The organism is Streptomyces colwelliae (assembly GCF_048158785.1).
GTDB lineage: Bacteria > Actinomycetota > Actinomycetes > Streptomycetales > Streptomycetaceae > Streptomyces.
The window spans coordinates 1-23,901 of record NZ_JBLTJC010000029.1 but is presented as its reverse complement, the minus strand read 5'-3'; the positions used below and the strand labels follow the sequence as shown (position 1 = coordinate 23,901).

General features: G+C 70.3%; 26 protein-coding genes. 18 read left to right on the top strand and 8 right to left on the bottom strand.

Annotated elements, in window-relative coordinates; all coding sequences use genetic code 11:
- The first annotated feature begins 43 nt into the window (after nucleotides 1-43).
- Entirely contained in the window at nucleotides 44-700 is a 657-nt protein-coding gene (locus ACNFOC_RS09120; protein WP_416958538.1) for a trimeric intracellular cation channel family protein, read from the top strand.
- Here the strand turns inward: ACNFOC_RS09120 and ACNFOC_RS09115 are convergent.
- On the bottom strand, nucleotides 609-1,847 hold the full coding sequence (locus ACNFOC_RS09115; RefSeq protein WP_416958536.1) for an alpha/beta hydrolase: 1,239 nt from the start codon (nucleotides 1,845-1,847) through the stop codon (nucleotides 609-611). The genes ACNFOC_RS09120 and ACNFOC_RS09115 overlap by 92 nt on opposite strands.
- Nucleotides 1,848-2,021: 174 nt before the next feature.
- Here ACNFOC_RS09115 and ACNFOC_RS09110 point away from each other — a divergent pair, with 174 nt between their 5' ends.
- Nucleotides 2,022-2,894: a thioesterase family protein gene (locus tag ACNFOC_RS09110; protein WP_416958534.1), complete on the top strand. Its 873-nt coding sequence runs from the start codon at nucleotides 2,022-2,024 to the stop codon at nucleotides 2,892-2,894.
- Here ACNFOC_RS09110 and ACNFOC_RS09105 read toward each other — a convergent pair.
- The gene (locus tag ACNFOC_RS09105) at nucleotides 2,887-3,474 is read right to left on the bottom strand and encodes a TIGR03086 family metal-binding protein (protein ID WP_416958532.1); all 588 of its coding nucleotides are present in this window, start codon (nucleotides 3,472-3,474) and stop codon (nucleotides 2,887-2,889) included. The genes ACNFOC_RS09110 and ACNFOC_RS09105 overlap by 8 nt on opposite strands.
- Before the next feature lie 78 nt (nucleotides 3,475-3,552).
- Here ACNFOC_RS09105 and ACNFOC_RS09100 point away from each other — a divergent pair, with 78 nt between their 5' ends.
- Together ACNFOC_RS09100 and ACNFOC_RS09095 are read left to right on the top strand one after the other, a co-directional pair.
- A complete protein-coding gene (locus tag ACNFOC_RS09100) occupies nucleotides 3,553-4,530 on the top strand; it encodes a helix-turn-helix transcriptional regulator (protein WP_416958530.1) in 978 nt (325 codons plus the stop codon).
- A gap of 140 nt (nucleotides 4,531-4,670) precedes the next feature.
- The gene (locus tag ACNFOC_RS09095; RefSeq protein ID WP_416958528.1) at nucleotides 4,671-5,045 is read left to right on the top strand and encodes a hypothetical protein; all 375 of its coding nucleotides are present in this window, start codon (nucleotides 4,671-4,673) and stop codon (nucleotides 5,043-5,045) included.
- An 82-nt stretch (nucleotides 5,046-5,127) separates the two neighbouring features.
- Here the strand turns inward: ACNFOC_RS09095 and ACNFOC_RS09090 are convergent, their stop codons facing one another.
- On the bottom strand, nucleotides 5,128-5,751 hold the full coding sequence (locus ACNFOC_RS09090) for a TetR family transcriptional regulator (RefSeq protein ID WP_416958526.1): 624 nt from the start codon (nucleotides 5,749-5,751) through the stop codon (nucleotides 5,128-5,130).
- A 150-nt stretch (nucleotides 5,752-5,901) separates the two neighbouring features.
- Here ACNFOC_RS09090 and ACNFOC_RS09085 point away from each other — a divergent pair, with 150 nt between their 5' ends.
- The 3 genes from ACNFOC_RS09085 to ACNFOC_RS09075 all read left to right on the top strand — a co-directional run bounded on the left by ACNFOC_RS09085 (nucleotide 5,902) and on the right by ACNFOC_RS09075 (nucleotide 7,668).
- A complete protein-coding gene (locus ACNFOC_RS09085; protein WP_365306810.1) occupies nucleotides 5,902-6,069 on the top strand; it encodes a hypothetical protein in 168 nt (55 codons plus the stop codon).
- Between the two features lie 65 nt (nucleotides 6,070-6,134).
- On the top strand, nucleotides 6,135-6,431 hold the full coding sequence (locus ACNFOC_RS09080) for a DUF4190 domain-containing protein (protein WP_416958523.1): 297 nt from the start codon (nucleotides 6,135-6,137) through the stop codon (nucleotides 6,429-6,431).
- 73 nt (nucleotides 6,432-6,504) lie between these two features.
- On the top strand, nucleotides 6,505-7,668 hold the full coding sequence (locus ACNFOC_RS09075; protein ID WP_416958521.1) for a cysteine desulfurase family protein: 1,164 nt from the start codon (nucleotides 6,505-6,507) through the stop codon (nucleotides 7,666-7,668).
- 9 nt (nucleotides 7,669-7,677) lie between these two features.
- Here ACNFOC_RS09075 and ACNFOC_RS09070 read toward each other — a convergent pair whose 3' ends face one another.
- The gene (locus tag ACNFOC_RS09070; RefSeq protein ID WP_416958519.1) at nucleotides 7,678-9,243 is read right to left on the bottom strand and encodes a multicopper oxidase family protein; all 1,566 of its coding nucleotides are present in this window, start codon (nucleotides 9,241-9,243) and stop codon (nucleotides 7,678-7,680) included.
- Nucleotides 9,244-9,457: 214 nt separating this feature from the next.
- Nucleotides 9,458-10,201, bottom strand: a complete 744-nt coding sequence (locus ACNFOC_RS09065; protein ID WP_416958516.1) for an N-acetylmuramoyl-L-alanine amidase — start codon at nucleotides 10,199-10,201, stop codon at nucleotides 9,458-9,460.
- A 60-nt stretch (nucleotides 10,202-10,261) separates the two neighbouring features.
- On the opposite strand from ACNFOC_RS09065, the gene mnmA reads away from it, so the two are divergent.
- Entirely contained in the window at nucleotides 10,262-11,392 is a 1,131-nt protein-coding gene (gene mnmA, locus ACNFOC_RS09060) for a tRNA 2-thiouridine(34) synthase MnmA (protein ID WP_416958515.1), read from the top strand.
- Between the two features lie 38 nt (nucleotides 11,393-11,430).
- Here the strand turns inward: mnmA and ACNFOC_RS09055 are convergent, their stop codons facing one another.
- Nucleotides 11,431-12,210: an alpha/beta fold hydrolase gene (locus ACNFOC_RS09055; RefSeq protein ID WP_416958513.1), complete on the bottom strand. Its 780-nt coding sequence runs from the start codon at nucleotides 12,208-12,210 to the stop codon at nucleotides 11,431-11,433.
- Between the two features lie 48 nt (nucleotides 12,211-12,258).
- On the bottom strand, nucleotides 12,259-12,585 hold the full coding sequence (locus ACNFOC_RS09050) for a DUF427 domain-containing protein (protein WP_416958511.1): 327 nt from the start codon (nucleotides 12,583-12,585) through the stop codon (nucleotides 12,259-12,261).
- A gap of 50 nt (nucleotides 12,586-12,635) precedes the next feature.
- Between ACNFOC_RS09050 and ACNFOC_RS09045 the strand changes: the two genes are divergently transcribed.
- The 5 genes from ACNFOC_RS09045 (at nucleotide 12,636) to ACNFOC_RS09025 (ending at nucleotide 19,697) form a co-directional block, all read left to right on the top strand.
- Complete coding sequence (locus ACNFOC_RS09045) at nucleotides 12,636-13,175, top strand: LOG family protein (protein ID WP_416958508.1); 540 nt, start codon at nucleotides 12,636-12,638, stop codon at nucleotides 13,173-13,175.
- Between the two features lie 7 nt (nucleotides 13,176-13,182).
- Nucleotides 13,183-13,881 (top strand): SDR family oxidoreductase, encoded by a 699-nt coding sequence (locus ACNFOC_RS09040; RefSeq protein WP_416958505.1) that lies wholly within the window; start codon nucleotides 13,183-13,185, stop codon nucleotides 13,879-13,881.
- A 71-nt stretch (nucleotides 13,882-13,952) separates the two neighbouring features.
- Complete coding sequence (locus ACNFOC_RS09035) at nucleotides 13,953-14,960, top strand: methionine synthase (RefSeq protein ID WP_416958503.1); 1,008 nt, start codon at nucleotides 13,953-13,955, stop codon at nucleotides 14,958-14,960.
- Between the two features lie 15 nt (nucleotides 14,961-14,975).
- Nucleotides 14,976-17,168: an NAD-dependent DNA ligase LigA gene (gene ligA, locus ACNFOC_RS09030; protein WP_416958501.1), complete on the top strand. Its 2,193-nt coding sequence runs from the start codon at nucleotides 14,976-14,978 to the stop codon at nucleotides 17,166-17,168.
- Between the two features lie 270 nt (nucleotides 17,169-17,438).
- Nucleotides 17,439-19,697 (top strand): putative bifunctional diguanylate cyclase/phosphodiesterase, encoded by a 2,259-nt coding sequence (locus ACNFOC_RS09025; RefSeq protein WP_416958499.1) that lies wholly within the window; start codon nucleotides 17,439-17,441, stop codon nucleotides 19,695-19,697.
- A 119-nt stretch (nucleotides 19,698-19,816) separates the two neighbouring features.
- Here the strand turns inward: ACNFOC_RS09025 and ACNFOC_RS09020 are convergent, their stop codons facing one another.
- Nucleotides 19,817-20,401 carry a TetR/AcrR family transcriptional regulator gene (locus ACNFOC_RS09020; RefSeq protein ID WP_416958497.1) on the bottom strand — a complete coding sequence of 195 codons (585 nt, stop codon included), beginning with the start codon at nucleotides 20,399-20,401 and terminating at the stop codon, nucleotides 19,817-19,819.
- A gap of 97 nt (nucleotides 20,402-20,498) precedes the next feature.
- Here ACNFOC_RS09020 and ACNFOC_RS09015 point away from each other — a divergent pair, with 97 nt between their 5' ends.
- The 5 genes from ACNFOC_RS09015 to gatB form a co-directional block, all read left to right on the top strand.
- Nucleotides 20,499-20,870: a DUF4267 domain-containing protein gene (locus ACNFOC_RS09015; RefSeq protein WP_416958495.1), complete on the top strand. Its 372-nt coding sequence runs from the start codon at nucleotides 20,499-20,501 to the stop codon at nucleotides 20,868-20,870.
- A gap of 106 nt (nucleotides 20,871-20,976) precedes the next feature.
- Nucleotides 20,977-21,273, top strand: a complete 297-nt coding sequence (gene gatC, locus ACNFOC_RS09010) for an Asp-tRNA(Asn)/Glu-tRNA(Gln) amidotransferase subunit GatC (protein ID WP_007384860.1) — start codon at nucleotides 20,977-20,979, stop codon at nucleotides 21,271-21,273.
- A gap of 6 nt (nucleotides 21,274-21,279) precedes the next feature.
- Nucleotides 21,280-22,779 carry an Asp-tRNA(Asn)/Glu-tRNA(Gln) amidotransferase subunit GatA gene (gatA, locus tag ACNFOC_RS09005; RefSeq protein WP_416958493.1) on the top strand — a complete coding sequence of 500 codons (1,500 nt, stop codon included), beginning with the start codon at nucleotides 21,280-21,282 and terminating at the stop codon, nucleotides 22,777-22,779.
- Nucleotides 22,776-23,018, top strand: a complete 243-nt coding sequence (locus tag ACNFOC_RS09000) for a hypothetical protein (protein WP_019068646.1) — start codon at nucleotides 22,776-22,778, stop codon at nucleotides 23,016-23,018. The genes gatA and ACNFOC_RS09000 overlap by 4 nt, the downstream gene beginning before the upstream one ends.
- A 15-nt stretch (nucleotides 23,019-23,033) precedes the next feature.
- Nucleotides 23,034-23,901, top strand: an 868-nt coding sequence (gatB, locus tag ACNFOC_RS08995) for an Asp-tRNA(Asn)/Glu-tRNA(Gln) amidotransferase subunit GatB (protein ID WP_416958490.1), incomplete at its 3' end; no start/stop codon positions are given.

The window sequence follows — 23,901 nt, the reverse complement described above, 5'->3', positions numbered from 1 at the left end:
TTGCTTTGAAAGGGAGGCACCCTTCTGTAGGTAAGAATGTGGGGTGCTTCAGCAACTGTTCAGCCCCTCCGTCCAGCACACGCTCGACCTCGTCGGCATCTTCGTGTTCGCGATCTCCGGCGCGCTGCTGGCCGTCCGCAAGAACTTCGACGTGTTCGGCATCGCCGTGCTCGCCGAGGTCACCGCGCTGGGCGGAGGGGTGTTCCGGGACCTCGTCATCGGGGCGGTGCCCCCGGCCGCCTTCACGGACCTGGGGTACTTCCTCACTCCGTTCCTCGCCGCCCTGCTCGTCTTCTTCCTCCACCCGCAGGTGGAGCGGATCCAGCTCGGGGTCAACGTCTTCGACGCGGCCGGCCTCGGCCTGTTCTGCGTCACCGGCACGGTGAAGGCGTACGACTACGGGCTCGGCCTGACCGCCTCGGTGGCCCTCGGTCTCGGGTCCGCCGTCGGCGGCGGTGTGCTGCGGGACGTGCTGGCCAACGAGACCCCGTCGCTGCTGCGCTGGGACCGCGACCTGTACGCGGTCCCAGCGATCGTCGGCGCCACCATGGTCGCGCTCTGCATCCGCTACGACGTGCTGGGCCCGTTCACCAGCGGGCTCGCGGTCGTCACCGCTTTCGTGCTGCGCCTGCTCGCGATGCGGTTCCACTGGCGAGCTCCGCGTGCGTGGAACCGGAGGTCGACCGTCCGCGAGGAGTAGTCGTCCCGGTCTTCGCGTGCGGGTGGTTCTTGCCCATCTCCAGGGTCAGCCAGCGGAACACCGCCTTCACCTGCGGCCGCCACAGCGCCATCGTGTGACCACCGTCGCTGCGCGGCAGGAACACCACGTGCACGGTCGTCGGCGCCTCGGCGACCGACGCCAGCGCGGTGCCCGCCTCGTAGCCGTCGCCGGACTCGCCGGAGATGTACAGCGCGATCGGCGGCGGGGTCCTCTTCGCCTTCAGCAGCAGGTACGGGTTGTTCGCGGCGCGCAGGGCCGGGCTGGCCGCGGCGAGTGAATTGCGTTCGCCGATCGGGTCGTTGTAGCCGGACATGCCCACGGCCGCGCGGTAGCGGTCCGGGTGGGCGACGGCGAGCTTGACCGCGCAGTGCGCCCCGGCCGAGTAACCGGCCACCGCCCAGCCCGAAGGGGCGGGCTCGGCGCGGAAGTTGTCCATGACCATCCTCGGCACGTCGACGCTCAGCCAGGTGTCGGCGTCGACCGTGCCGGTGATGTTGGCGCAGCCCGTGTCGACGCCGGCCAGCAGGTTGGTGCGCGGCGCGACCAGGATGAAGGGCGCGACCCGCCCGCTCTTCATCAGCGGCAGCAGCTGTTGGTTCGCGTGCAGCGACCCGAACCAGGCCTTCGCCGAGCCGGGATAGCCCGGCAGCAATTCCACCACCGGGAACTTGTGATGCCGGTAGGCGGGCTCCTTGTACTGCGGCGGCAGCCACACGTACACCTCGGCGTTGACACCCGACACCTGGCCCTTGAGCTGGGTGACCTCGACCCCGCCGGCCGCGCGCATACCGGCGCCCTCGGCGGGGGAGAAGTGCTGCTTGACCTTGGGCAGCCGTTTCAGCGAGATGTCGCCGGTGCCGTTCTTGCCGAGGTCGGCGGCCTGCTGGACGTGGTTGCCGGTGCCGAGGAGGTCCGCCCAGTTGTCGTAGAGGTTGTTCTGGTTGTTGACCATGACGAAGACCAGGGTGACCGCCGTCGCCTGGGCGAACAGCAGCATCAGGGCCCGTGCCGCCACGCGTACGGCCTTCGGGCCGCGCATCCGCGACCACAGCACGAGCGGCAGGATGAGGGCGACGATCGTCAGCACGACGGCGGTGTAGAGGAACGAGGTCCCGGTGAGGCTCATGTCCCCCAAGAGGCGGATCACCGGCCGCGGGTCGCGGACGAGTCCGGACACTTACCGAGAAATTGCCGGTTCCTCACCCAGGAGCCCGGTGGTTCGGCGGTGGTTCGCCGGAGGTTTCATCTGCCCGCAATAACAAAGCTACCGCTTAGTAATTACCTGTTGTACGGTTCATCCATGCGAGAAGCAGCATCCGCGCCGGCGGCCACGACGGCTACCCGGGCCACGATCGGCGACAGCGAGTTCGACCGCGACACGGCGGTCACCCGTCGCGCGCCAGGCGTCTACGACATCGACCTCTCGGCCGGATGGACGATCATCAGCGCCGTCAACGGCGGGTACCTCCTCGCCGTCCTGGGCCGAGCCCTCGCGGACGCCCTCCCGCACAGCGACCCGTTCACGATCTCCGCGCACTACCTGACCGCGTCCCAGCCGGGCCCGGCGGTCATCCGCACGGACACCGTCCGCACCGGCCGCACCCTCTCCACGGGCCAGGCGTCCCTCTTCCAGTACGACGAAGAGGGCGTGGAGGTCGAGCGCATCCGCGTCCTGGCTTCCTACGGCGACCTGGACACCCTCCCGGACGACGTCCGTACGACAGCGCGCCCGCCGGTGTTCCCGCCCATGGACCAGTGCTTCGGCCCGGAAGACGGGCCCGCCCCGGTCTCCGGCAGTTCGGCGATCGCCGACCGCCTGATGCTCAAGCTCGACCCGTCCACCCTCGGCTGGGCCCTGGGCGCCCCCTCCGGCAAGGGCGAGATGCGCTCCTGGTTCGGCCTGGCGGACGGCCGCGACGCCGACCCCCTCTCGCTCCTGCTCGCGGTGGACGCGCTCCCCCCGACCGCCTTCGAGATCGGCCTGAAGGGCTGGGTCCCCACGGTCGAACTCACCGTCCACGTCCGCGCCCGCCCCGCACTGGGACCGCTGCGGGTGTCGATCACCACCCGCAACCTGGCCGGCGGCTTCCTGGAGGAGGACGCGGAGGTCTGGGACAGCGAGGACCGACTGGTGGCCCAGTCACGGCAGTTGGCGCGAGCCCGGCTCAGCTGACCGGCTTCCGCCCCAGCCAGGCCGCCAACTGCCCGTAGGCGTCGGCCCCTTCGGCCACCGGCTGGGCCGTGTCGAAGGGTGTGCCGGCGTCCCGCTGCTCGTCGGGCAGGACCCGGCGGGCCACGGCTAGGGCGAACTCGGCCAGTTCCGGGTCGAGTTGGACGGGGTGGCCCAGGGCCTCGGAAAGGTCCCAGGTGTGGGTGACGCCCTCCATCAGGTAGCCGGAGAGTGCGACGCGGCCCGGAGCCTTGCCCCACGGGACCTGGACCAGGGCGTCCAGGCGTGCGTCGTCCGCCCAGGCGTTCCTGACCCGGAAGCGGGCCTCGTCGTACGCGGCCGGCCAGCCGTCGTCGTCGATGCCGTCCACGAAGGGGTGTACGGCCATGCCGTCGCCGCCCTCCCCGATCGTCGCGATGCGGTGGGCGCCGCCGGCGAGGTGGCTCAGCAGGGTCCGGACATCGAACTCCGTGCACGGGGTGGGGCCGGCCAGCTGCTCCGGTCGTACCGTCCTGATCAGCGCGGCCGCCTGCTCGGTGGCGCGAGTGTAGAGGGGGCGGGGGTCGTTCGCGTTGGTGTTCATGGCGGTGATGCTGGACCCATAACCTGACAGTTTCCGTCAACATTTGTGCCGGGTTTCCGGGAGGCGGATGCTGGAGTCGTGAAGGCCGACCGACTGCTCTCGATCCTGTTGCTGCTCCAGACCCGGGGCCGGGTGCCCGCGCATGAACTCGCCGACCGGCTGGAGGTGTCGGTGCGGACCGTCTACCGGGACGTCGAGGCGTTGTCCGCCTCCGGGGTGCCGGTGTACGCCGAGCGGGGGCGGCACGGCGGGATCGAGCTGCTCGCCGGGTTCCGTACGGACGTCACGGGACTGACCGCCGACGAGTCGCGCGCCCTGTTCATCCTGGCCGCGCAGGGCGCCCACGCCGCACTCGGCCTCGACGCCGCGCTCGGTTCCGCGCTGCGCAAGGTGATGGCCGCGCTGCCGGCGCCGTACCGGCCGGCCGCCGAGGTGACCTCCCGGCGGATCCTCGTCGACGCCACGCGCTGGAAGGGCGGGCCCCAACCCGCCGTGGATCTCGACGTGTTGCAGGACGCGGTGTTCGCGGACCGGCGGCTGCGGCTGCGCTACCGGCACAGCGGGGCGAAGGAGCCCAGCACCTACACCGTCGACCCGTACGGCCTCGTCTCCAAGGCCGGTGTCTGGTATCTCGTCGCCGACCGCCGTGCGCGCCCCCGCCTCTTCCGCGCCGACCGCGTGCACTCGGCCACCCTCCTCCCCGACCCCGTGAAGCGCCGTCCGGGCGTCGAACTCGCCCACGCCTGGGAGGAGTTGCGCCGCCAGGTCGAGGAACGCCCCGGCGGACTCGACGTCACCGTCCGCGTCCGCCGCTCCCGCCTCGACATGTTCCTGCGCCTCAACGCCTCCTCGCTCGCCGAACTCCCCGAGGACCAGGGCGAGAACGAGTGGGTGACGGTCCGTCTGTCGTACGGCGTCGTCCGCGAGGCCCGTCAACTGCTCCAGTTCGCCGACGCGTTGGAGGTCGTATCACCGCCGGAGGTGCGCGCGGAGGTGGCCGCGGCGGCCGCTTCTGTCACGGAGCTGTACCAGCGAGTAGGGGAGGGCCGATCGTGAAGTACCTGGTCACGACGGTATTTTGAGCTGCCCTTTACTCGGCGCACAGGGTGGGGACAGGGTGCCGACAACGAAGCCTTAAGCGGCGTTGGTTGAGTTCCCAACTCAAGACCTCCTCATCGTTTTTGGAGCTGTTTCTCATGAAGCGTGCGCGTCTCGTCCCCGCGGTGGCCCTGTTGGCGCTCTCGCCCCTGGCCCTGGCGGCCTGCGGCTCGAGCGACTCGTCGTCGTCCTCCGGCAGCGGCAACTCCGGCTCCACCCAGTCCTGTTCCGCCGCCTCCGGCATGCCGACCGGCAATTCCACGGCACGACCCAGCGGCGCCCCGTCCGGCGCGCCCACGGGTGCCGCGGCCTCGGGCAAGCCCACGGGGCAGCCGACCGGCAACCCCTCCGGCATGCCGACCGGTGGACCCGGCGGAGGGGGCGGACAGGGCGGCCAGGGCGGCGGCCCCGGCGGCGGGTGCGGCGGCGGCCCGGGCGGTGGCCAGATGAGCGGGGCCCCGCAGCAGGGCTGACCGCGGCTCCCGCACGACAGGGGCGGCACACCCGTACACCGGGCGCGCCGCCCCTGTCGTATGTCTGTCCCGCGCGGTGCGCTCAGCCGAGCCAGTGCCGGCGGCCCACGCTGATCAACCGCATCTGCTGCTGCGCGAGTTGGGCCACGCGCTCGCGCTCCTCGGTCGACGACTCCAGTGCCTCCAGGAAGAGCGAGGCCGTGATGAGCATCTGGTCGACGTAGAGATGGGCCAGCATCAGCAGGTCGTCGTCGCGCCAGCCCCGTGACTCCGGGTCCTTGGCGAGCTCGGCCTTCACCTCCTCGGCGAACCGAGCGAGTTGGTCCCGGATGGCCTCCCGCACCGGCTGCACCCCGCCGTGCCGCTCGCGCGCGATGAAGCGGACGTGGGCCGGATACGTGTCCACGTGACGGGCGATCAACTCGACCGCGCGCGTGATGCGTTGACCGCTGTCCGCCGGGGCCACCGTCTGCCGGATCATCGGATGCAGACTGCCCAGCGCCTCCTCGACGAGCGCGACCCCGAGGTCGGCCGTGGAGCGGAAGTGCCGGTAGAAGGCGGTCGGGGCGACGCCCACGGCCCGGGTGACCTCGCGCAGACCCAGGCTGCTCAGGCTCTGCTCCTCCAGCAGCCCCAACGCGGCGTCCAGCAACGCCTGTCGGGTCTTCTGCTTCTGTACCTGCCGGATGCCGAGGGTGTGACTCATGTCATCCAGTTAACAACTGTTCTCCGTAATTGGAAAGTCGCCGGACGCGCTAGACTCAAGTTCAGTGAACAAGTGTTACTACAACCGTTCACCGAAACGTAACGAGAGCCGTCCCGGACGTACCGGTCGGCTCGGAGGGGGATTCATCCCATGCTGTTCCTCGTCGTAGCGCTCCTGCTGTTCGGCGTCGTGGTGGGCACCGTGGCCCACGCCCCGCTCGCCTTCACCGCCGTCGCCGCCACCGTCATCGCCGTCTGGCTGGGCATCTTCGCGCTCCGTGAGCGGCACGGCCGCCGCAGCCGTACGACCGCCAACTGACCGTCCGCGGCCGCCAGTCGACCGCCCGTCCCGCCATCCGCCCGATCATCGGGAGCTGAACCCACATGCAACTCACCGCACCGGCAACCAGCACCACCACCGACAACAACGCCGACGTGAAGCCCACCGGCCGTCGTGACGCCGACGGCATGGCCGTCGCGTCCTTCATCCTCGGCCTCGTCGGTCTGCTCGTGCTCAACGTCTTCCTCGGCCCGATCGCCATCGCCCTGGCCGGCGTCGCCCTGTGGCGCGGCACCGTCCGTCGCGGCCGTGCCTTCCTCGGCCTGGGACTCGGCATCGCCGATCTGCTGGTCCTCGTCGCCTTCATGCAGCTGGACAGCACGGTCTCCTGGAGCTTCTAGGAGGCGGGCCGGATCCCGTCGAGGCGCCCGCCCCTCCGACGTGCCCACCGGGGCCCGTAGAATCGGCGTCACCATGGCATACCTCGACCACGCCGCGACCACCCCGATGCTTCCCGAGGCAGTCGAGGCGATGACGGCCCACCTGAGCATCACGGGCAACGCCTCCTCCCTCCACGCTTCCGGCCGCAAGGCCCGGCGTACGGTCGAAGAGGCCCGGGAGACCCTCGCCGAAGCGCTCGGCGCCCGCCCCAGCGAGGTCGTGTTCACCTCCGGCGGCACCGAGGCCGACAACCTCGCGGTGAAGGGCCTGTACTGGGCCCGCCGCGACGCCGACCCGGCCCGCACCCGCGTCCTGGCCAGCCCCGTCGAGCACCACGCCGTCCTGGACGCCGTGCACTGGCTCGGCGAGCACGAGGGCGCCACCGTCGAGTACCTCCCGGTCGACTCCTACGGCCGTGTCCACCCCGAGGTGCTGCGCGAGGCGATCGCCCGCAACCCCGACGACGTCGCCCTGGCGACCGTGATGTGGGCCAACAACGAGATCGGCACGGTCCTGCCGGTCCGTGAACTCGCCGATGTGGCGGGGGAGTTCGGCATCCCGCTGCACGCCGACGCGGTGCAGGCCTTCGGTCAGGTCCCCGTCGACTTCGCCGCCTCCGGGCTCGCCGCGGCGACCGTCTCCGGGCACAAGATCGGCGGTCCGTACGGCATCGGCGCCCTGCTGCTGGGCCGCGAGTACACCCCCGTGCCCGTCCTGCACGGCGGCGGCCAGGAGCGCCATGTCCGCTCCGGCACCCTCGACGTCCCCGCGATCGCCTCCTTCGCGGTCGCCGGCCGGCTGGCCGCCGAACAGCGCGAGTGGTTCGCCCGCGAGATCGGCGCCCTGCGCGACGACCTCGTCGCGGCCGTCCGTACGGCGGTCCCGGACGCGATCCTCGGCGGCGACCCGGTGGAACGCCTCCCGGCCAACGCCCATTTCACCTTCCCCGGCTGCGAGGGCGACTCCCTGCTGCTCCTGCTGGACGCCCAGGGCATCGAGTGCTCCACCGGCTCGGCCTGCACGGCGGGCATCGCCCAGCCCAGCCATGTCCTGCTCGCCACCGGCACCGATCCGGACCTGGCCCGCGGCACCCTGCGCTTCTCCCTCGGCCACACCTCCACGGAGGCCGATGTGGAGGCGGTCGCGAAGGCGATCGGCCCGGCGGTGGAACGAGCGCGTGCCGCCGGGCTGACCTGACCTCGCTACCTAACTGTCCGTCACCATGAGGGCGGCCATCATGCCCTCGTCCTCGTGCTGGAGGAGATGGCAGTGGAGCATGTACATGTACGTGTCGTCGCTGAAGTCGGTGAACTCCATGGCGATCTGGATCGAGCCGCCACCGACCACTTCGTAGGTGTCGTACCAGCCGAGTTCGACGCCCGTCGGTGTCTCGCCGTTGATCGATATGAGCTGGTACGGCACGTCGTGCAGATGGAACGAGTGTTCCAGCTGGGTGCTGTTGGTGATCGTCCAGATCTCCTTGGAGCCCAGCGTGGTGCTGATCATCGCCATGGAGTCCATGCTGGTGCCGGCCGAGCCGTTGATCAGCATGGTGGTGCCGCTCTGGCCGAGCGTGATGGTGCGGGCGGTGAAGTCGCTGGTGTCGTACCGGTCGATGGTGTTGAGGGTGCTGGGGAGGTCGTCCGGAGTGTCCGTGCCGCTCGCGGTGATGGCGAGGACGTCGTAGGTGCCGCTGCCGCCGCGGACCCAGCCGGTGGTGATGACGGCCTGGAGCGTGGCGTCCGCGCTCAGGTCCATCACGAACTCGGCGCGGGCGCCGGCCACCAGCCGGATCGACGTCACGTCGGTCGCCTCGGTCAGATAGCCCTGGTCGGTGGAGATCTGGCTGAGCGTGCCGCCGTCGCTGCGCTGGATGGTGATGATGTCCGACGGCGAGGCGTTCAGCGCCCGGAACCGGGTGCGGGTCTTGGTGGCGGTGAAGCCGAGTGTGGTGGCGTCGACGTTCGTGCCGTTCAGCAGCAGCGGGTAACTGAGGCCGGTGCCGAGGTAGCCGGCCAGGTCGTACTTGATGTCGCCGGCGCTGTCGGTGGCGAGGCACTGGAAGATGAGCGGGATGTCGTCGACGCCGTAGTCGCTGGGCAGCGCGGCGGACGCGTCCGAGGAGTCCTCGACGATGATCATCCCGGCCAGGCCGTGCACGGCCTGCTTGGCGGTGGTGCCCAGCGCGTGCGGGTGGTACCAGAGCGTGGTGGCCGGGTCCTTGACCGTGAACGTGGGCGCCCAGGTCGTGCCGTCGGAGAAGGCCACCTGCGGGCCGCCGTCCATCTTGGGCGGGACGTGGGCGCCGTGGAAGTGGACGGTGGTGTCCTCGCCGAGGCTGTTGGTGATGTTCAGCAGGACCGTGTCGCCGTTGGTCCACTTCATGGTGGGGCCGAGGAACGACTGGTTGTAGCCCATGGTGTCGCTGGTGACACCGCTCAGCACCTCGGCGGTGCCGGTTTTGGCCTCCAGGGTGAAGGTCGTGGTGCTGTCGGTGGTGGTGCCCTCCAGAAGGTCCGGGATGACCAGGGTGCTGTCCGCCGCGGAGGCCTTGTTCTTCGCCGCGTCGTTCAGCAGTGAGAAGGCGCCTCCCGCCGCGGCGACCGCCGCGATGCCGGCCCCGGCCATGCCGCCGAGGAACTTGCGCCGGTGCAGACCCTTGCCCCGCAGCGCGAGGTCCTTGCCGTGCTCGCGCTTCTCGGCCGTGGACTTGCGGTGGTTGCCCTTCGCGTCTCTGTTCTGTTCGGACGCGGGCTCGCTGGTGTGTGTCATGCGGCCAGAGATTTGACCTAAGGGCTGTGTAAAGACTTGGGGACAGTTAGTAGTCAGCAGAGCAATCTATGAAAGGTAAGCGTGCGCGATCGCTCCCCAACTCCCCTTGGGTGAAAGCCGAGTTGGCATGCCCCAGGTCACATCCGGAGCAGGGGACGCATCGGACACCGCCGTGACTGAAACGACTCATAGCCAAACCGCCATGTGACCAGCGTCACGCTTGCGTCCGATGTGCCCGCCTTACGAGCCCCATGTACCGGTCCCAGTCCCAGTACCGCCCGGGGTCCGTGTGATCGGTCCCCGGCACCTCCACGTGTCCGATGACGTGCTCCCGGTCCACGGGGATGCCGTAGCGCTTGCATATCTGCGCCGTCAGCCGCGCGGAACTCGCGTACATCGCGGTCGTGAACGACGACTTCCGCTCCACGAAGCCCTCGTGCTCGATGCCGACGCTGTGTTCGTTGTACTCCCGGTTCCCCGCGTGGAACGCCACGTCCAGCTCGCGGATCATCTGCGTGATGCCCCCGCCCTCGCGGACGATGTAGTGCGCGGCCGCCTGGTGCCCGGGGTCCTGGAAGGCCTTCACCGCGCTGTCGTAACTTCCCTGCGTGACATGGATGACCACGCGGTCTATCGCGTAGTCGTCCGGCCGGTCGGCCCGCCGGTAGTTCGCCGAGGACGCCGCCACCCACGTGGCCCCCCGGAAATCGACCGCCCCCGGAGTCCGCGGCTTCTCCACCCCCGGCATCCGCCACCACAACCGCGACAACTCGTCCCGAGCCACCACAGCGGTCCCTACGGCGGCCACGGCGCCGCCGATCAGCAGCGCCCGCCGCCCGGGCCGCCGGCCGGTGGAACCCGGTGACCTGTCCGCGCCGCCAGGCGGCTTTCCCGCCCGATCGTCCCGAGCGCCGTCATGACTGTCCTGATGGCTCTGATCGCTCTGTGTCTCCCCCATGTGATCGTCAACGGATACTCGCGGGTCCCGGTTCCCGATGCCCCGTACCCTGGAAGGGTTATGACTGAGACCTCGCCGCGCCCCCGCCCCCTTCGCGTACTCGCCGCCATGTCTGGCGGAGTCGATTCCGCCGTCGCCGCCGCCCGCGCCGCCGAAGCCGGCCACGACGTGACCGGCGTCCACCTCGCGCTCTCCGCGAACCCGCAATCGTTCCGCACGGGCGCGCGTGGCTGTTGCACCATCGAGGACTCCCGGGACGCCCGCCGCGCCGCCGACGTCATCGGCATCCCCTTCTACGTCTGGGACCTCGCCGACCGTTTCCGCGAGGACGTCGTCGAGGACTTCGTCGCCGAGTACGAGGCCGGGCGCACCCCGAACCCCTGTCTGCGCTGCAACGAGAAGATCAAGTTCGCCGCCCTCCTCGACAAGGCCCTCGCGCTCGGCTTCGACGCGGTCTGCACCGGCCACTACGCCCAGGTGATCGTGAACGAGGACGGCACCCGCGAACTGCACCGCGCCTCCGACATGGCGAAGGACCAGTCGTACGTCCTCGGTGTCCTGGACGAGCGGCAGCTCGCGCACGCGCTGTTCCCGCTCGGCGACACCGTGACGACGAAGGACGAGATCCGGGCGGAGGCCGAGCGCCGCGGCCTCGCCGTCGCCAAGAAGCCCGACTCGCACGACATCTGCTTCATCGCCGACGGCGACACCCAGGGCTTCCTCGCGGGCCGCCTCGGCAAGGCCGAGGGCGACATCGTCGACGAGTCCGGCTCCGTCATCGGCTCGCACGAGGGCGCGTACGGCTTCACCATCGGCCAGCGCAAGGGCCTGCGCATCGGCACCCCGGCCGCCGACGGCAAGCCGCGCTACGTCCTGGACATCTCCCCGGTCGACAACACGGTGACGGTCGGCCCGGCCGCCTCCCTGGACGTCAGCGGCCTCACGGCCGTCAAGCCCCGCTGGTGCGGCACGGCACCCTCCGGCCCCGGCACCTACACCGCCCAGCTCCGCGCCCACGGCGGCGAGACCCAGGTCACCGCCGAACTCGTCGACGGCACCCTGGAGGTGACGTTCACCGAGCCGGTACGGGGCGTGGCCCCCGGGCAGGCGATCGTGCTCTACGACGACACGCGCGTGGTGGGGTCGGCGACGATCGCGACGACCACGCGCGCGGCGACGGCGATGGCCTGACCCGGCCGTTACAGGGCCCGTTCGCGGTTCGCCTGCGGCTAGACCGAGAAGAACTCCGTGAGCAGCGGCGCCAGCACGGCCGGGTCCACCATGTGGGCCTGGCCGTCCAGGGTGCGGTACGTCCCGTCCGGCGCCGCGTCCGCCACCGCCCGCGCGGCCTGCCGCATCCACTCGGCGCTCGCGCCGCCCGCGATCGTGAGCACCGGGACGGACAGGGACGCCAGTCGTTCCGCCGGCACCAGGCCGTCGCCCATGGCCGCGTCGTCGTAGGCGAGGGTGGGGGCGATGGCCTCCATGCCGGGCCACATGGGCGAGTTGCGGGCGCCGTCGATCATCTCCGGGGGTGCGCCGGTGAGTGCCATGAAGAGCGCGACGGCGTCGCCGTGGCGGTCCTCGGCGAGCAGTTCCGTCAGCCGCTCGGTGTACTCGGCGCGCTCCTTGGCGCCGGACGCGTCGAGGGCGAACGGCGGCTCGTAGAGGGCGACTTGGGTGACGGGCAGGCCGCTCGCCGCCGCGTGCAGGACCAGGGCGGCGCCGGAGGAGTGGCCGTAGAGCGCGGCGCTGCCGCCCACGGCGTCGATCAGCGCCGCGAGGTCCTCGACCTCCCGGGCCACCGCGAAGGGCGCCGTGTCGCCGCTCGCGCCCCGGCCCCTGCGGTCGTAGGGGACCGCCCCGAACCGGTGCGCGAGCTGCGCGGCGAGCGGCAGGAGCCCGTCGCCCGTCGTCATCGCGCCACCGACCAGGACGACGGGCGGACCCGCACCGATGCGCTCGTACGCGATGGCGCTGCCGTCGCGCGAAACAGTCTTCTTCTCCATGAAGGTGAAGACTGCCGAAGGAACTTCGACTAATCGGCTACGACACTTCTACTTCGACACTTCTACTACGTAGAAGCAGAGGTGGTCCTTGATCTGCGCGACGTCGGGCTTGGGGTCGGGGTACGCCCACACCAGGTCGGCCGCGTCGGGGAGCGACCAGTAGGACGCGTCGCCCTTGAAGGGGCAGTGCGTGTGGGTCTCGGAGGGGGTCAGGAGGTCGAGGCGCACGTCCTCCGGGGGAAGGTAGTACCGCACCGGGGAGCCGGTCTCCTTCAGGATCAGGGGGCGGTCGCTCTCCGCCAGTACCTGGTCGCCGTGGACGACGCGTACATGCTGGTCGCCCTGCTCGATCGTGATCGTGTGTCCTTGGGCCATACCGGAAAAGCACTCGCGGACCCCTGGTTCTTCCCGCGTACGGTGACGACATGAAGATCTGTGTCTTTCTCTCCGCCGCCGATCTGGACGAGCGCTACACGCGCCCCGCGCGGGAGTTCGCGGAACTGCTCGGCAAGGGCGGGCACACGCTCGTGTGGGGTGGTTCGGAGGCAGGGCTGATGAAGGTGGTCGCCGACGGCGTACAGGCGGCCGGCGGACGGCTGGTGGGCGTCTCGGTGACCTTCCTGGCGGCGTCGGCACGGGAGGGCGCCGACGAGATGGTGATCGCTTCCGACCTCGCCGAACGCAAGAAGCTGCTCCTGGAGAAGTCCGACGCCGTGGTGATCATGGTGGGCGGCACCGGGACCCTCGACGAGGCGACCGAGATCCTGGAGCTGAAGAAGCACGGTCACACCGACAAGCCGGTGGTGCTGCTCAACACGGCGGGCTTCTACGACGGCCTGAAGACCCAGTTCCGGCGCATGGAGGACGAGGGGTTCCTGCCCGTCCCGCTCACCGACCTGGTGTTCTTCGCGGAGGAGCCGGTGGGGGCGCTGGCGTACCTGGAGGAGTCGCTCGGTATGCAGTGATGCGAGCATGGCGGGCATGGCTACACATGTGATCACCGGGGCCGGTTCCGGCATCGGCGCGGCCGTCGCCCGCCGGCTGCACGCGCGCGGGGACGAACTCGTGCTCCACGCGCGCGACGCGGGCCGCGCGAAGGAACTGGCGGCGGAGTACCCCGGGGCACGCACCCTGGTGGGCGACCTCGCGGACCCCGACAAGCTCAGCTGGGCGTTCTCGCACCAGAGCCTGCCCGACCGCGTGGACACGCTCCTGCACATCGCCGGGGTGGTCGACCTCGGCCCGGTGGGCGAGCTGACCCCGAAGACCTGGCGCCACCAGCTCAACGTCAACCTGATCGCCCCCGCCGAACTGACCCGCCACTTCCTGCCCCAACTCCGGGTCTCCGGCGGCCACGTCCTCTTCGTGAACTCCGGCGCGGGCCTGCGGGCGAGCGCCGACTGGTCCGCGTACGCCGCCTCCAAGCACGGCCTGAAGGCCCTGGCGGACTCCCTGCGCCACGAGGAGCACCCCAACGGCGTCCGCGTCACCTCGGTCTACCCGGGCCGCACCGCCAGCCCCATGCAGGCCAAGGTCCACCAGCAGGAGGGCAAGCAGTACGACCCCTCCCAGTGGATCGACCCCGAGTCGGTCGCGACGACGATCCTGATGGCGATCGATCTGCCGGGGGACGCGGAGGTGAACGACCTGACGGTGCGGCCGGGGCGCTGAGGTCGCCCCCTGGGGCTCCGCCCCAGTCCCAGGGGCGTCACCCCAGCCGAAGGGTTCCGTAGGCTGCCCGGGTGAGCAACAAACCTACGTTCAGCTTCGGCGCGGCCACCGGTATCGGTTCGCTGCCCGGCACCGACGCCCGTGAGGCCGCGAAGACCGCGACCGGCGCCTTCGAGGACTTCCCGTTCCTGCCCGAACTGCCCGCCCGGGGACCCGGCGCGGACATGATCGGCCGGACCGCCGGGCTGCTCGTCGAGGTGTACGCGCGTGTGGAGCCCAGCGGTTGGCGGATCGGGGACCGGCCGGGGCGGGACACGAAGCGGGCGTGGGCGTGGCTGGGGGAGGACCTCGACGCGTTCGAGGAGTTCACCCAGGGGTACGAGGGGCCGCTCAAGGTGCAGGCCGTGGGTCCCTGGACCCTCGCCGCCAGTCTGGAGTTGAGGAACGGCGAGTCCGTGCTCTCCGACCTCGGAGCATGCCGTGACCTCGCCGGCTCGCTCGCCGAGGGCCTGCGCAATCACCTCGCCGACGTCCAACGCCGCGTCCCCGGCGCCCAGATCGTGCTCCAGCTCGACGAACCGTCCCTCATCGCCGTCCTGCGCGGACAGGTCAGGTCCGCCAGCGGCTACCGCACGCACCGCGCCGTCGACCGTCAACTCGTCGAGGACACGCTCCGCCAGGTCGTCGGGGTGCACGAGAACGGCCCGGTCGTCGTCCACTCCTGCGCACCGGACGTGCCGTTCGCCCTGCTGCGCCGGGCGGGCGCGGCGGGGGTGTCCTTCGACTTCGCCCTCCTCACCGAGCGTGACGACGACGTGATCGGTGAAGCGGTCGAGGCCGGCACCCGGCTCTTCGCCGGTGTCGTGCCGGGCACGGACACCGCATTGTCAGACCCTGCCGGTAGCGTCATGGGTGTCAGGACGCTGTGGCGCAGGTTGGGGCTGCGACCGGGACTTCTCGCGGAGGCGGTCACGATCACCCCGTCGTGCGGACTCGCGGGGGCTTCTCCCGAGTACGCGCGCCGAGCTCTCGCCCACTGCGTCCGGGCGGCGAGATCCCTCGCGGACAACCCTGAGTGACGGAAGGACAACACGGTGGCCGGCGACAGGCAAGCGGAGACGACGGTGCCCGCAGAGGCACGGGAGAAGCACGCGCAGCTCGCTGAGCAGATCGAGGAGCACCGCTTCCGGTACTACGTGAACGACGCTCCGGTCGTCAGCGACGCGGACTTCGACAAACTCCTGCGCTCCCTGGAGGCGTTGGAGGAGGAGTATCCCGAGCTGCGCACGCCGGACTCCCCGACGCAGAAGGTCGCGGGGGCGTACGAGACGGAGTTCACCTCCGTCGTCCACCGCTCGCGCATGCTCTCCCTGGACAACGCCTTCGACGACCTGGAGCTGGCGGCCTGGGCCGAGCGCGTCCACAAGGACGTCGGCACCTCGGAGCACCACTTCCTGTGCGAGCTGAAGGTCGACGGCCTCGCCGTCAACCTGACGTATGAGCACGGCCGCCTCACGCGCGCGGCGACCCGCGGCGACGGTCGTACGGGCGAGGACATCACGCCCAACGTCCGCACGATCGCGGAGATCCCGGACCGCCTCACCGGCGACCGCGTGCCCGACCTCGTGGAGATCCGCGGCGAGGTCTACTTCCCGATGGAGAAGTTCGAGGAGCTCAACGCCCGCCTGGTGGAGGCGGGCGACAAGCCCTTCGCCAACCCCCGTAACGCGGCGGCCGGTTCACTGCGCCAGAAGGACCCGCGCGTCACCGCCACCCGCCCCCTGCACATGGTCGTCCACGGCATCGGCGCCCTGGAGGGCTTCGACGCCCTCACCCGCCTCTCCGAGGCCTACGACCTGCTCAAGACTTGGGGCCTGCCCACCTCCGCGCACAACAAGGTCGTCGACGACCTCGACGGCGTACGGGAGTTCATCAGGTACTACGGCGAGAACCGCCACTCCGTGGCGCACGAGATCGACGGCGTCGTCGTCAAGCTCGACGAGATCCCCCTCCAGGGACGGCTCGGCTCCACCTCCCGCGCCCCGCGCTGGGCGATCGCGTGGAAGTACGCGCCCGAGGAGGTCAACACCAAGCTCGTCAACATCCGCGTGGGCGTGGGCCGTACGGGCCGGGTCACGCCGTACGCCCAGGTCGAGCCGGTGACGGTGGCCGGCTCGGAGGTCGAGTTCGCGACGCTGCACAACCAGGAGGTCGTCAAGGCCAAGGGCGTCCTCATCGGCGACACGGTGGTGCTGCGCAAGGCCGGTGACGTCATCCCGGAGATCCTCGGCCCGGTCGCCGACCTGCGCGACGGCAGCGAGCGGGAGTTCGTGATGCCGGCCGAGTGCCCAGAGTGCGGTACGCCGCTGCGGCCGATGAAGGAGGGCGACATCGACCTGCGGTGCCCCAACGCCCGTGCCTGCCCCGCCCAGTTGAGGGAGCGGCTCTTCTACCTCGCGGGCCGCAAGGCGCTGGACATCGACCACTTCGGTTACGTCTCGGCGGCCGCGCTCACCAAGCCGCTGGAGCCGGCGGACCCGCCGCTGCGGGACGAGGGCGACCTGTTCGGCCTCACCATCGAGCAGCTGCTGCCCATCAAGGCGTACGTCCTCGACCAGGACAGCGGGCTGCCCAAGCGTGACCCGAAGACCGGCGAGGAGAAGATCGCGACGGTCTTCGCCAACCAGCAGGGCGAGCCCAAGAAGAACGCCCTCGCGATGCTGGAGACCATCGCCGCCGCCAAGGACCGCCCGCTCGCCCGCATCCTCACCGGCCTGTCGATCCGTCATGTCGGCCCGGTCGCGGCCGAGGCGCTGGCCCGCGAGTTCCGTTCGATCGAGCGGATCGAGCAGGCCGACGAGGTGGAGCTGGCGAACACCGAGGGTGTCGGCCCGATCATCGCCGCCTCGCTCAAGGAGTGGTTCGCCGAGGACTGGCACCAGGAGATCCTCCGCAAGTGGCGGGCCGCCGGTGTCCGCATGGAGGAGGAGGCTTCCGGTGAGGACGAGGGCCCGCGTCCCCTCGAAGGGCTGACCGTGGTCGTCACCGGCACACTCGAGCACTTCACACGGGACGGGGCGAAGGACGCCCTACAGAGCCGGGGAGCGAAAGTGACCGGTTCTGTTTCGAAGAAGACGTCTTTCGTCGTCGTAGGTGACAATCCTGGTTCGAAGTACGACAAGGCGATGCAGGTCAAGGTGCCTGTTCTGAACGAGGACGGCTTCACCGTCCTGTTGGAACAGGGACCCGAGGCGGCCGCCGAAGTCGCGCTTCCGGTCGAGGAGTAGCGAGGAGCAGCGGTTGAAGGCCACCCGATCGGCGCATACCAGATGCATACGGGTGGCCGGGTCGCATTCGGGCAACCGTCTACGACCGCTGCCCGTGGAAGCCTTCTGCGGCCTACTGTTGAGGTGTGCACCTGCCGTGCCCAGCTGCGGTTGGGGCAACCCCCTGCTCTTGGTGAGCAGGGGGAGGGGTTTTCCAAACGCGGTGCCGTTGACGGAAGTCGGGCATCGGACCGCGTGGCGTGGGCACCGCCGGCTGTGAGAGGGACGGGAATGGAACCGACCGAGAGCGCCCCCCCGGACTCACCGCTGCGCCGGCTCACCGGCGCCTGGCGGGAGAGCCGTTGGGGAGCGCGCCCCGTGGAGCGTCCGGGCGCCCAGCCGCGCGCCACCGGACAGTACTCCACACCCGATGCCCGCCACTCCGCACCACTCTCCGCCAACCCCGCCTCAGGGCTGCCGGGCGGCGACGGCGAACGCCATCTGACCTGGCCCGCCCTGCCCACGGCGGTCGTCGTCGCGGCCGGGTTCGTCCTCGGCGCCGGCTTCTTCCGGGCGTTCACCGGCGACCACGCGCTCTTCCCGTCCGGCACGGTCGGCTGGTCGCTGGCCGTCCTGACCGGCATCATCGTCGGCCACCTCGTCGCCCTGGGCCGCGCCCGCTGGTGGGGCGGCACCGGCTCGGGCGCCGCCCTCACCCTCGGCGTCCTGCTGCTCTACGGCTGGGTCGCCGCCGGCATGGTCAGCCTCACCGTCGTCGTCCTGGTCGGCATAGCCCGGCGCAACCGCTGGCGCCAGGGCCTGCTGCACGGCGCGGTGGACATCCTCGGCATCGCCGCCGGAGCACTCGTGCTGGGCGCCTTCGGCCGGGTGCCGTCCGTCGAGAAGCCCTGGAACCCCGACACCTGGACGGTCTACACCGCTCCCGAAGTGGTCCTGGTCGCCGTCGCCTATCTCGCCGTGACCCGCACCCTGCTCTGGTACCTGCACGCCCCGCGCCACGGCGGACTGCCCACCGTCGCCCGCACCGCCCTGCTCAGACAGGGGCTGGTAGCCGTGGCCCTGCTCGGCATCGCACCCCTCATCTGCGTGGTCGCCGTAGCGCAGCCGGTACTGCTGCCCCTGTTCTCGATCCCGCTCATCGCCCTCGACTCCACCTTGTGGATGGCTCGGGCCAGAGCGGAGGAACAGCTGCGCGACCCGCTGACCGGGCTGCCCAACCGGCAGTGGCTCCTGGAGCGCATCTGGACCGCGCTGGACGACGCCGAGCGCATCGGCGCCAAGGCCGCCCTCATGCTGATCGACCTCGACCGGTTCCGGTCGGTCAACGACACATTGGGTCATCTCGCCGGAGACCGGCTGCTGTTGCAGATAGCCGACCGGCTGCGGGTGGCGCTGCCGCGCGGGGCGGAGGCCGCGCGGCTCGGCGGTGACGAGTTCGCCGTCCTGCTGCCCGTCGCCGACTCCACCACGTCCGCGACCCGGGTCGCCCGCAACCTCGTCGCCGCGCTCAGCTCCCCGCTCGACCTCGACGGGCTCACTCTCGTCCTGGAGGCCAGCGCGGGCGTCGCCGTCTTCCCCGACCATGCCCTCGACGCCGAGGGACTGCTGCGCCGGGCGGACGTCGCGATGTACCAGGCGAAGCGGGACCGTACCGGCGTCGAGGTCTACGAGTCCAAGCGGGACTCCAACACCCCGGACCGGCTCGGCCTGTTGGGCGACCTGCGCCGCGCCCTCGACGCGCACGAGGTGCAGCTGCACTACCAGCCCAAGGTCCGTTTCGACGGCCAGGTCGCCGGCCTGGAGGCGCTGGTGCGGTGGGTGCACCCGGAGCGCGGGAAGGTGCCGCCGGACGAGTTCATAGCGATCGCCGAGTCGTCCGGGCTGATGCCCCATCTCACGGAGTACGTGCTCGACACGGCCCTCGCCCAGGTCGCCAGATGGCGCGCCCAGGGCCTGTTCGTACCGGTCGCGGTCAACGTCTCCCCGCGCGACGTCCACACCCCCGGCTTCGCGGGCTCGGTCGCCGCGCGCCTCGCCCGCCACGGCGTCCCGCCGGGTTCGCTCCAGCTGGAGATCACGGAACACGTCCTCCTGGAGGACCCCCAGCGCGCCGCCGACACCCTCAACGGGCTGACCGGACACGGCGTGAAGATGTCTCTCGACGACTTCGGCACGGGGTACTCGTCCCTGGTGCATCTACGGCGGCTGCCGGTCAGCGAGTTGAAGATCGACCGGTCGTTCGTGGCGCGGCTCGCGGTGGACACGGAGGACGCGGAGATCGTGCGGTGCACGGTGGATCTCGCGCATTCCCTCGGGTTGCTCGTCGTCGCCGAGGGTGTTGAGGACGACGAGACGTGGGAGCGGTTGCGGGATCTGGGGTGTGATGCGGTTCAGGGGTGGCTTGTTGCTGCGGCGATGCCTCCGGAGGACATGACGGCGTGGCTTCGGGCGAGGGGTTCGCGGGGTTGGCAGCGGCCTCGCGCCGCGTTGCCTGCGGCTGCGGCAGATGATCCGGGGCGGATCGGCTGACGTCGCTGCGCCCATGGGGGTGGGGGCTTCTGTTCGTTCGCGACCGCCGGTCCGTCGTGGCTTGTCGCGCCCACGCGGCGGAGCCGCAAATCGACACAGCCCCGCGCCCCTTGGGTGTCTCAGCGCAACCCTGTTGTGAAGTGGGCGATCAGTAGCGCCAAGCGCTGCTCATGTGCGCCTTCCGGTAGGCGTCCGCTGCGCATCAACGTCACCAAGCCGTGCAGGCCCGCCCAGTATGTCTCCGTGAGCAGGCCCGGGTCGTCGTCCTCGGCCGCGATGGGCTCGACCGCCTGGAAGATCTCGCCGAAGGCCGCCTGCAAGGGCGCCGGTGCCTCCGGGGTGGCGAACGGCAGGTCGACGATGTGCGTGAACATCGCGTCGTAGAGGGCCGGGCGGCGGCGTCCGAACGACGTGTACGTCTCGCCGACCGCGCTGAGCGCCCCGCGCGCACCCTTCGCCGCCGTGCGCGCCGTACGCAACTCGGCGGCCAGTACGGCGCAGCCCTCCACCGCGACCGCCGCCATGATGGCGCCCTTGTCCTTGAAGTGGCTGTAGAGCACGGGCTGGCTGTACTCGATCTCGGCCGCCAGACGTCGGGTCGTCACCGCGTCCCAGCCCTCCGTCTCGGCCAGTTCCCGCGCGGCCGAGACGATCAGCCGCTCCCGCTCCGCCCGTTCGCGCTCACGGCGCGTCTGAATCGTCATGACCCGGATTCTAGCATCGCTAGCCTTCCTGTCGACGCTCTGCTAGCTTCGCTCCAAGAGCTAGCGCTGCTAGAAAACAGTCGTGAGGAGAAGTGACGTGACCATCACCGCCTACACCCTGGCCGTCGTGCTCGACCTGTTCTGCCTGTTCCTCGGCTACCGGTTCCTGTTCCAGCCCGGCCCCGCCGCCGCCGGTTACGGAGTCCCGGCCGATCCCGCCGGTGACGCCGGCGCCTACCTCACGATCAAGGGCCTCAGGGACGGCACGCTGGGCCTGGTGGGCCTTGCGGTGCTGGTCTTCGCCGGGGTGGATGCCGAGGCCTGGTTCATGCTCTGCGTGGCGCTCGTGCCGCTCGGCGACACCCTGATAGTGCTGCGCAACGGGGGCAAGAAGGCGGTGGCGTACGGGATCCACTTCGCCACGGCGGTCGTCGTGCTCATCAGTGCCGTCCTGCTGTTCCTCGTCTGACGCGGCGCCCCGGACCGGGGTCCCGGCGAAACCGTTTAACGGCTGAGGGCCCCCGCCCCATAGGATTGGCGCCAAACCACACACACTCACCCCAGAGGAACGCTGCATGCCTGGCATCACGCGCGAGGAGGTCGCCCACCTCGCCCGGCTGGCGCGTCTGGAGCTGAAGCCCGAAGAGCTCGAGCACTTCGCGGGACAGCTGGACGACATCATCGGCGCGGTCGCCCGCGTCAGCGAGGTCGCCGACCAAGACGTACCGCCGACCTCCCACCCGCTGCCGCTGACGAACGTCATGCGCGCGGACGAGGTCCGTCCCTCGCTCACCCCCGAGCAGGCGCTCTCCGGCGCCCCGGCCCAGGAGCAGCAGCGTTTCAAGGTGCCGCAGATCCTGGGGGAGGACTAGAACACCATGACGGACAGCAACATCATCAAGCTCACCGCAGCCGAGATCGCCAGGAAGATCGCCGCCGGCGAACTCACCGCGGTCGAGGTCACCGAGGCCCACCTGGCCCGGATCGAGGCCGTCGACGAGAAGGTGCACGCCTTCCTGCACGTCGACCGCGAGGGCGCCCTCGCACAGGCCCGTGCCGTCGACGAGAAGCGGGCCAAGGGCGAGAAGCTCGGCCCCCTGGCCGGCGTACCGCTCGCGCTCAAGGACATCTTCACCACCGAGGGCATCCCGACCACGGTCGGCTCCAAGATCCTCGAGGGCTGGATCCCGCCGTACGACGCGACCGTCACCAAGCGGCTGAAGGCCGCCGACGTCGTCATCCTCGGCAAGACCAACATGGACGAGTTCGCCATGGGGTCGAGCACGGAGAACAGCGCTTACGGGCCCACCGGTAACCCCTGGGACCTCACCAAGATCCCCGGCGGCTCCGGTGGCGGTTCCTCCGCCGCGCTCGCCTCCTTCCAGTCGCCGCTCGCGATCGGCACCGACACCGGCGGTTCCATCCGCCAGCCGGCCGCCGTCACCGGCACGGTCGGCGTCAAGCCGACGTACGGCGCGGTCTCCCGCTACGGCATGGTCGCCTTCTCGTCCTCCCTCGACCAGGGCGGGCCCTGCGCCCGTACGGTCCTGGACGCGGCGCTCCTGCACGAGGCCATCGCCGGACACGACCCGCTCGACTCCACCTCGATCGACGCGCCGGTCCCGCCGGTCGTCGAGGCCGCCCGCAACGGCAGCGTCCAGGGCATGCGCGTCGGCGTCGTCAAGCAGTTCCGCGGCGAGGGCTACCAGGCCGGCGTCATCCAGCGCTTCGACGAGGCCGTGGCCGTACTGAAGGAACTGGGCGCGGAGATCGTCGAGCTGGACTGCCCGTCCTTCGACCTCGCCCTGTCGGCGTACTACCTGATCGCGCCCTCCGAGTGCTCCTCCAACCTCGCCCGCTTCGACGGCCTGCGCTACGGCCTCCGGGTCGGCGACGACGGCACCCACTCGGCCGAAGAGGTCACCTCGATCACCCGTGAGGCGGGCTTCGGCCCCGAGGTCAAGCGCCGCATCATGCTCGGGACGTACGCGCTCAGCTCCGGCTACTACGACGCGTACTACGGAAGCGCCCAGAAGGTCCGTACGCTCATCACCCGCGACTTCGAGAAGTCGTTCGAGAGCGTCGACGTGATCGTGTCGCCCACGACGCCGACCACCGCCTTCCCGATCGGCGAGCGTGCCGACGACCCGATGGCGATGTACCTCGCGGACCTGTGCACCATCCCGACCAACCTGGCGGGCAACTCGGCCATGTCGCTGCCCTGCGGTCTCGCGCCGGAGGACGGTCTCCCGGTCGGGCTCCAGATCATCGCCCCGGCGCTGAAGGACGACCGTCTTTACAAGGTCGGCGCCGCCGTCGAGGCCGCCTTCGTGGAAAAGTGGGGCCACCCGCTGCTTGAGGAGGCACCGTCGCTGTGAGCAACGCACTGTCGAAGGCCAAGGGCTTCAAGAAGTCGAAGTCCGGCACGTATGTGTCCATCGCCACCACCGCGTTCGGCGCGCTGGGTGTCGCCAAGCAGATCAAGAAGGCGCGCACCGAGCACGACACGCTCCGTCTGATCGACGCCACGGTCTCCGCCGTCGCGATCGTCACCGGCCTCGCCATCCTGTACCGCGAGCTGAAGCGGCTGGGCGACGACGACGTCCTGCTGGGCTGAGAGGGAAAGTTCACCGTGACCACCACGACCGACCTGGAGTCGTACGAGGACGCTCTCGCGTCGTACGACCCCGTCATGGGCCTCGAGGTCCATGTCGAACTCGGCACCAAGACCAAGATGTTCTGCGGCTGTTCGACCGAGCTGGGCGCCGAACCGAACTCGCAGACCTGCCCGACCTGCCTCGGCATGCCCGGCGCGCTCCCGGTCGTCAACGCGATCGGCGTCGAGTCCGCGATCAGGATCGGCCTCGCGCTGAACTGCGAGATCGCCGAGTGGTGCCGCTTCGCCCGGAAGAACTACTTCTATCCGGACATGCCGAAGAACTTCCAGACCTCCCAGTACGACGAGCCGATCGCCTTCAACGGCTACCTCGACGTACAGCTGGAGGACGGCGAGACCTTCCGGGTGCAGATCGAACGCGCCCACATGGAGGAGGACACCGGCAAGTCGCTGCACGTCGGCGGCGCGACGGGCCGTATCCACGGCGCCTCGCACTCGCTGCTCGACTACAACCGCGCCGGCATCCCGCTCATCGAGATCGTCACCAAGCCGATCGAGGGTGCGGGGGAGCGTGCTCCCGAGGTCGCGAAGGCGTACGTCGCCGAGCTGCGCGAGCTGATCCGGGCGCTCGGTGTGTCGGAAGCGCGCATGGAGCAGGGGCAGATGCGCTGCGACGTGAACCTGTCGCTGCGCCCGCACGGCCGCGAGAAGTTCGGCACCCGGAGCGAGACGAAGAACGTCAACTCGCTGCGTTCCGTGGAGCGTGCGGCCCGTTACGAGATCCAGCGCCACGCCGCGGTGCTGAACTCCGGCGGCACGATCATCCAGGAGACCCGCCACTTCCACGAGGACACCGGGTCGACGACCTCGGGCCGCGTGAAGG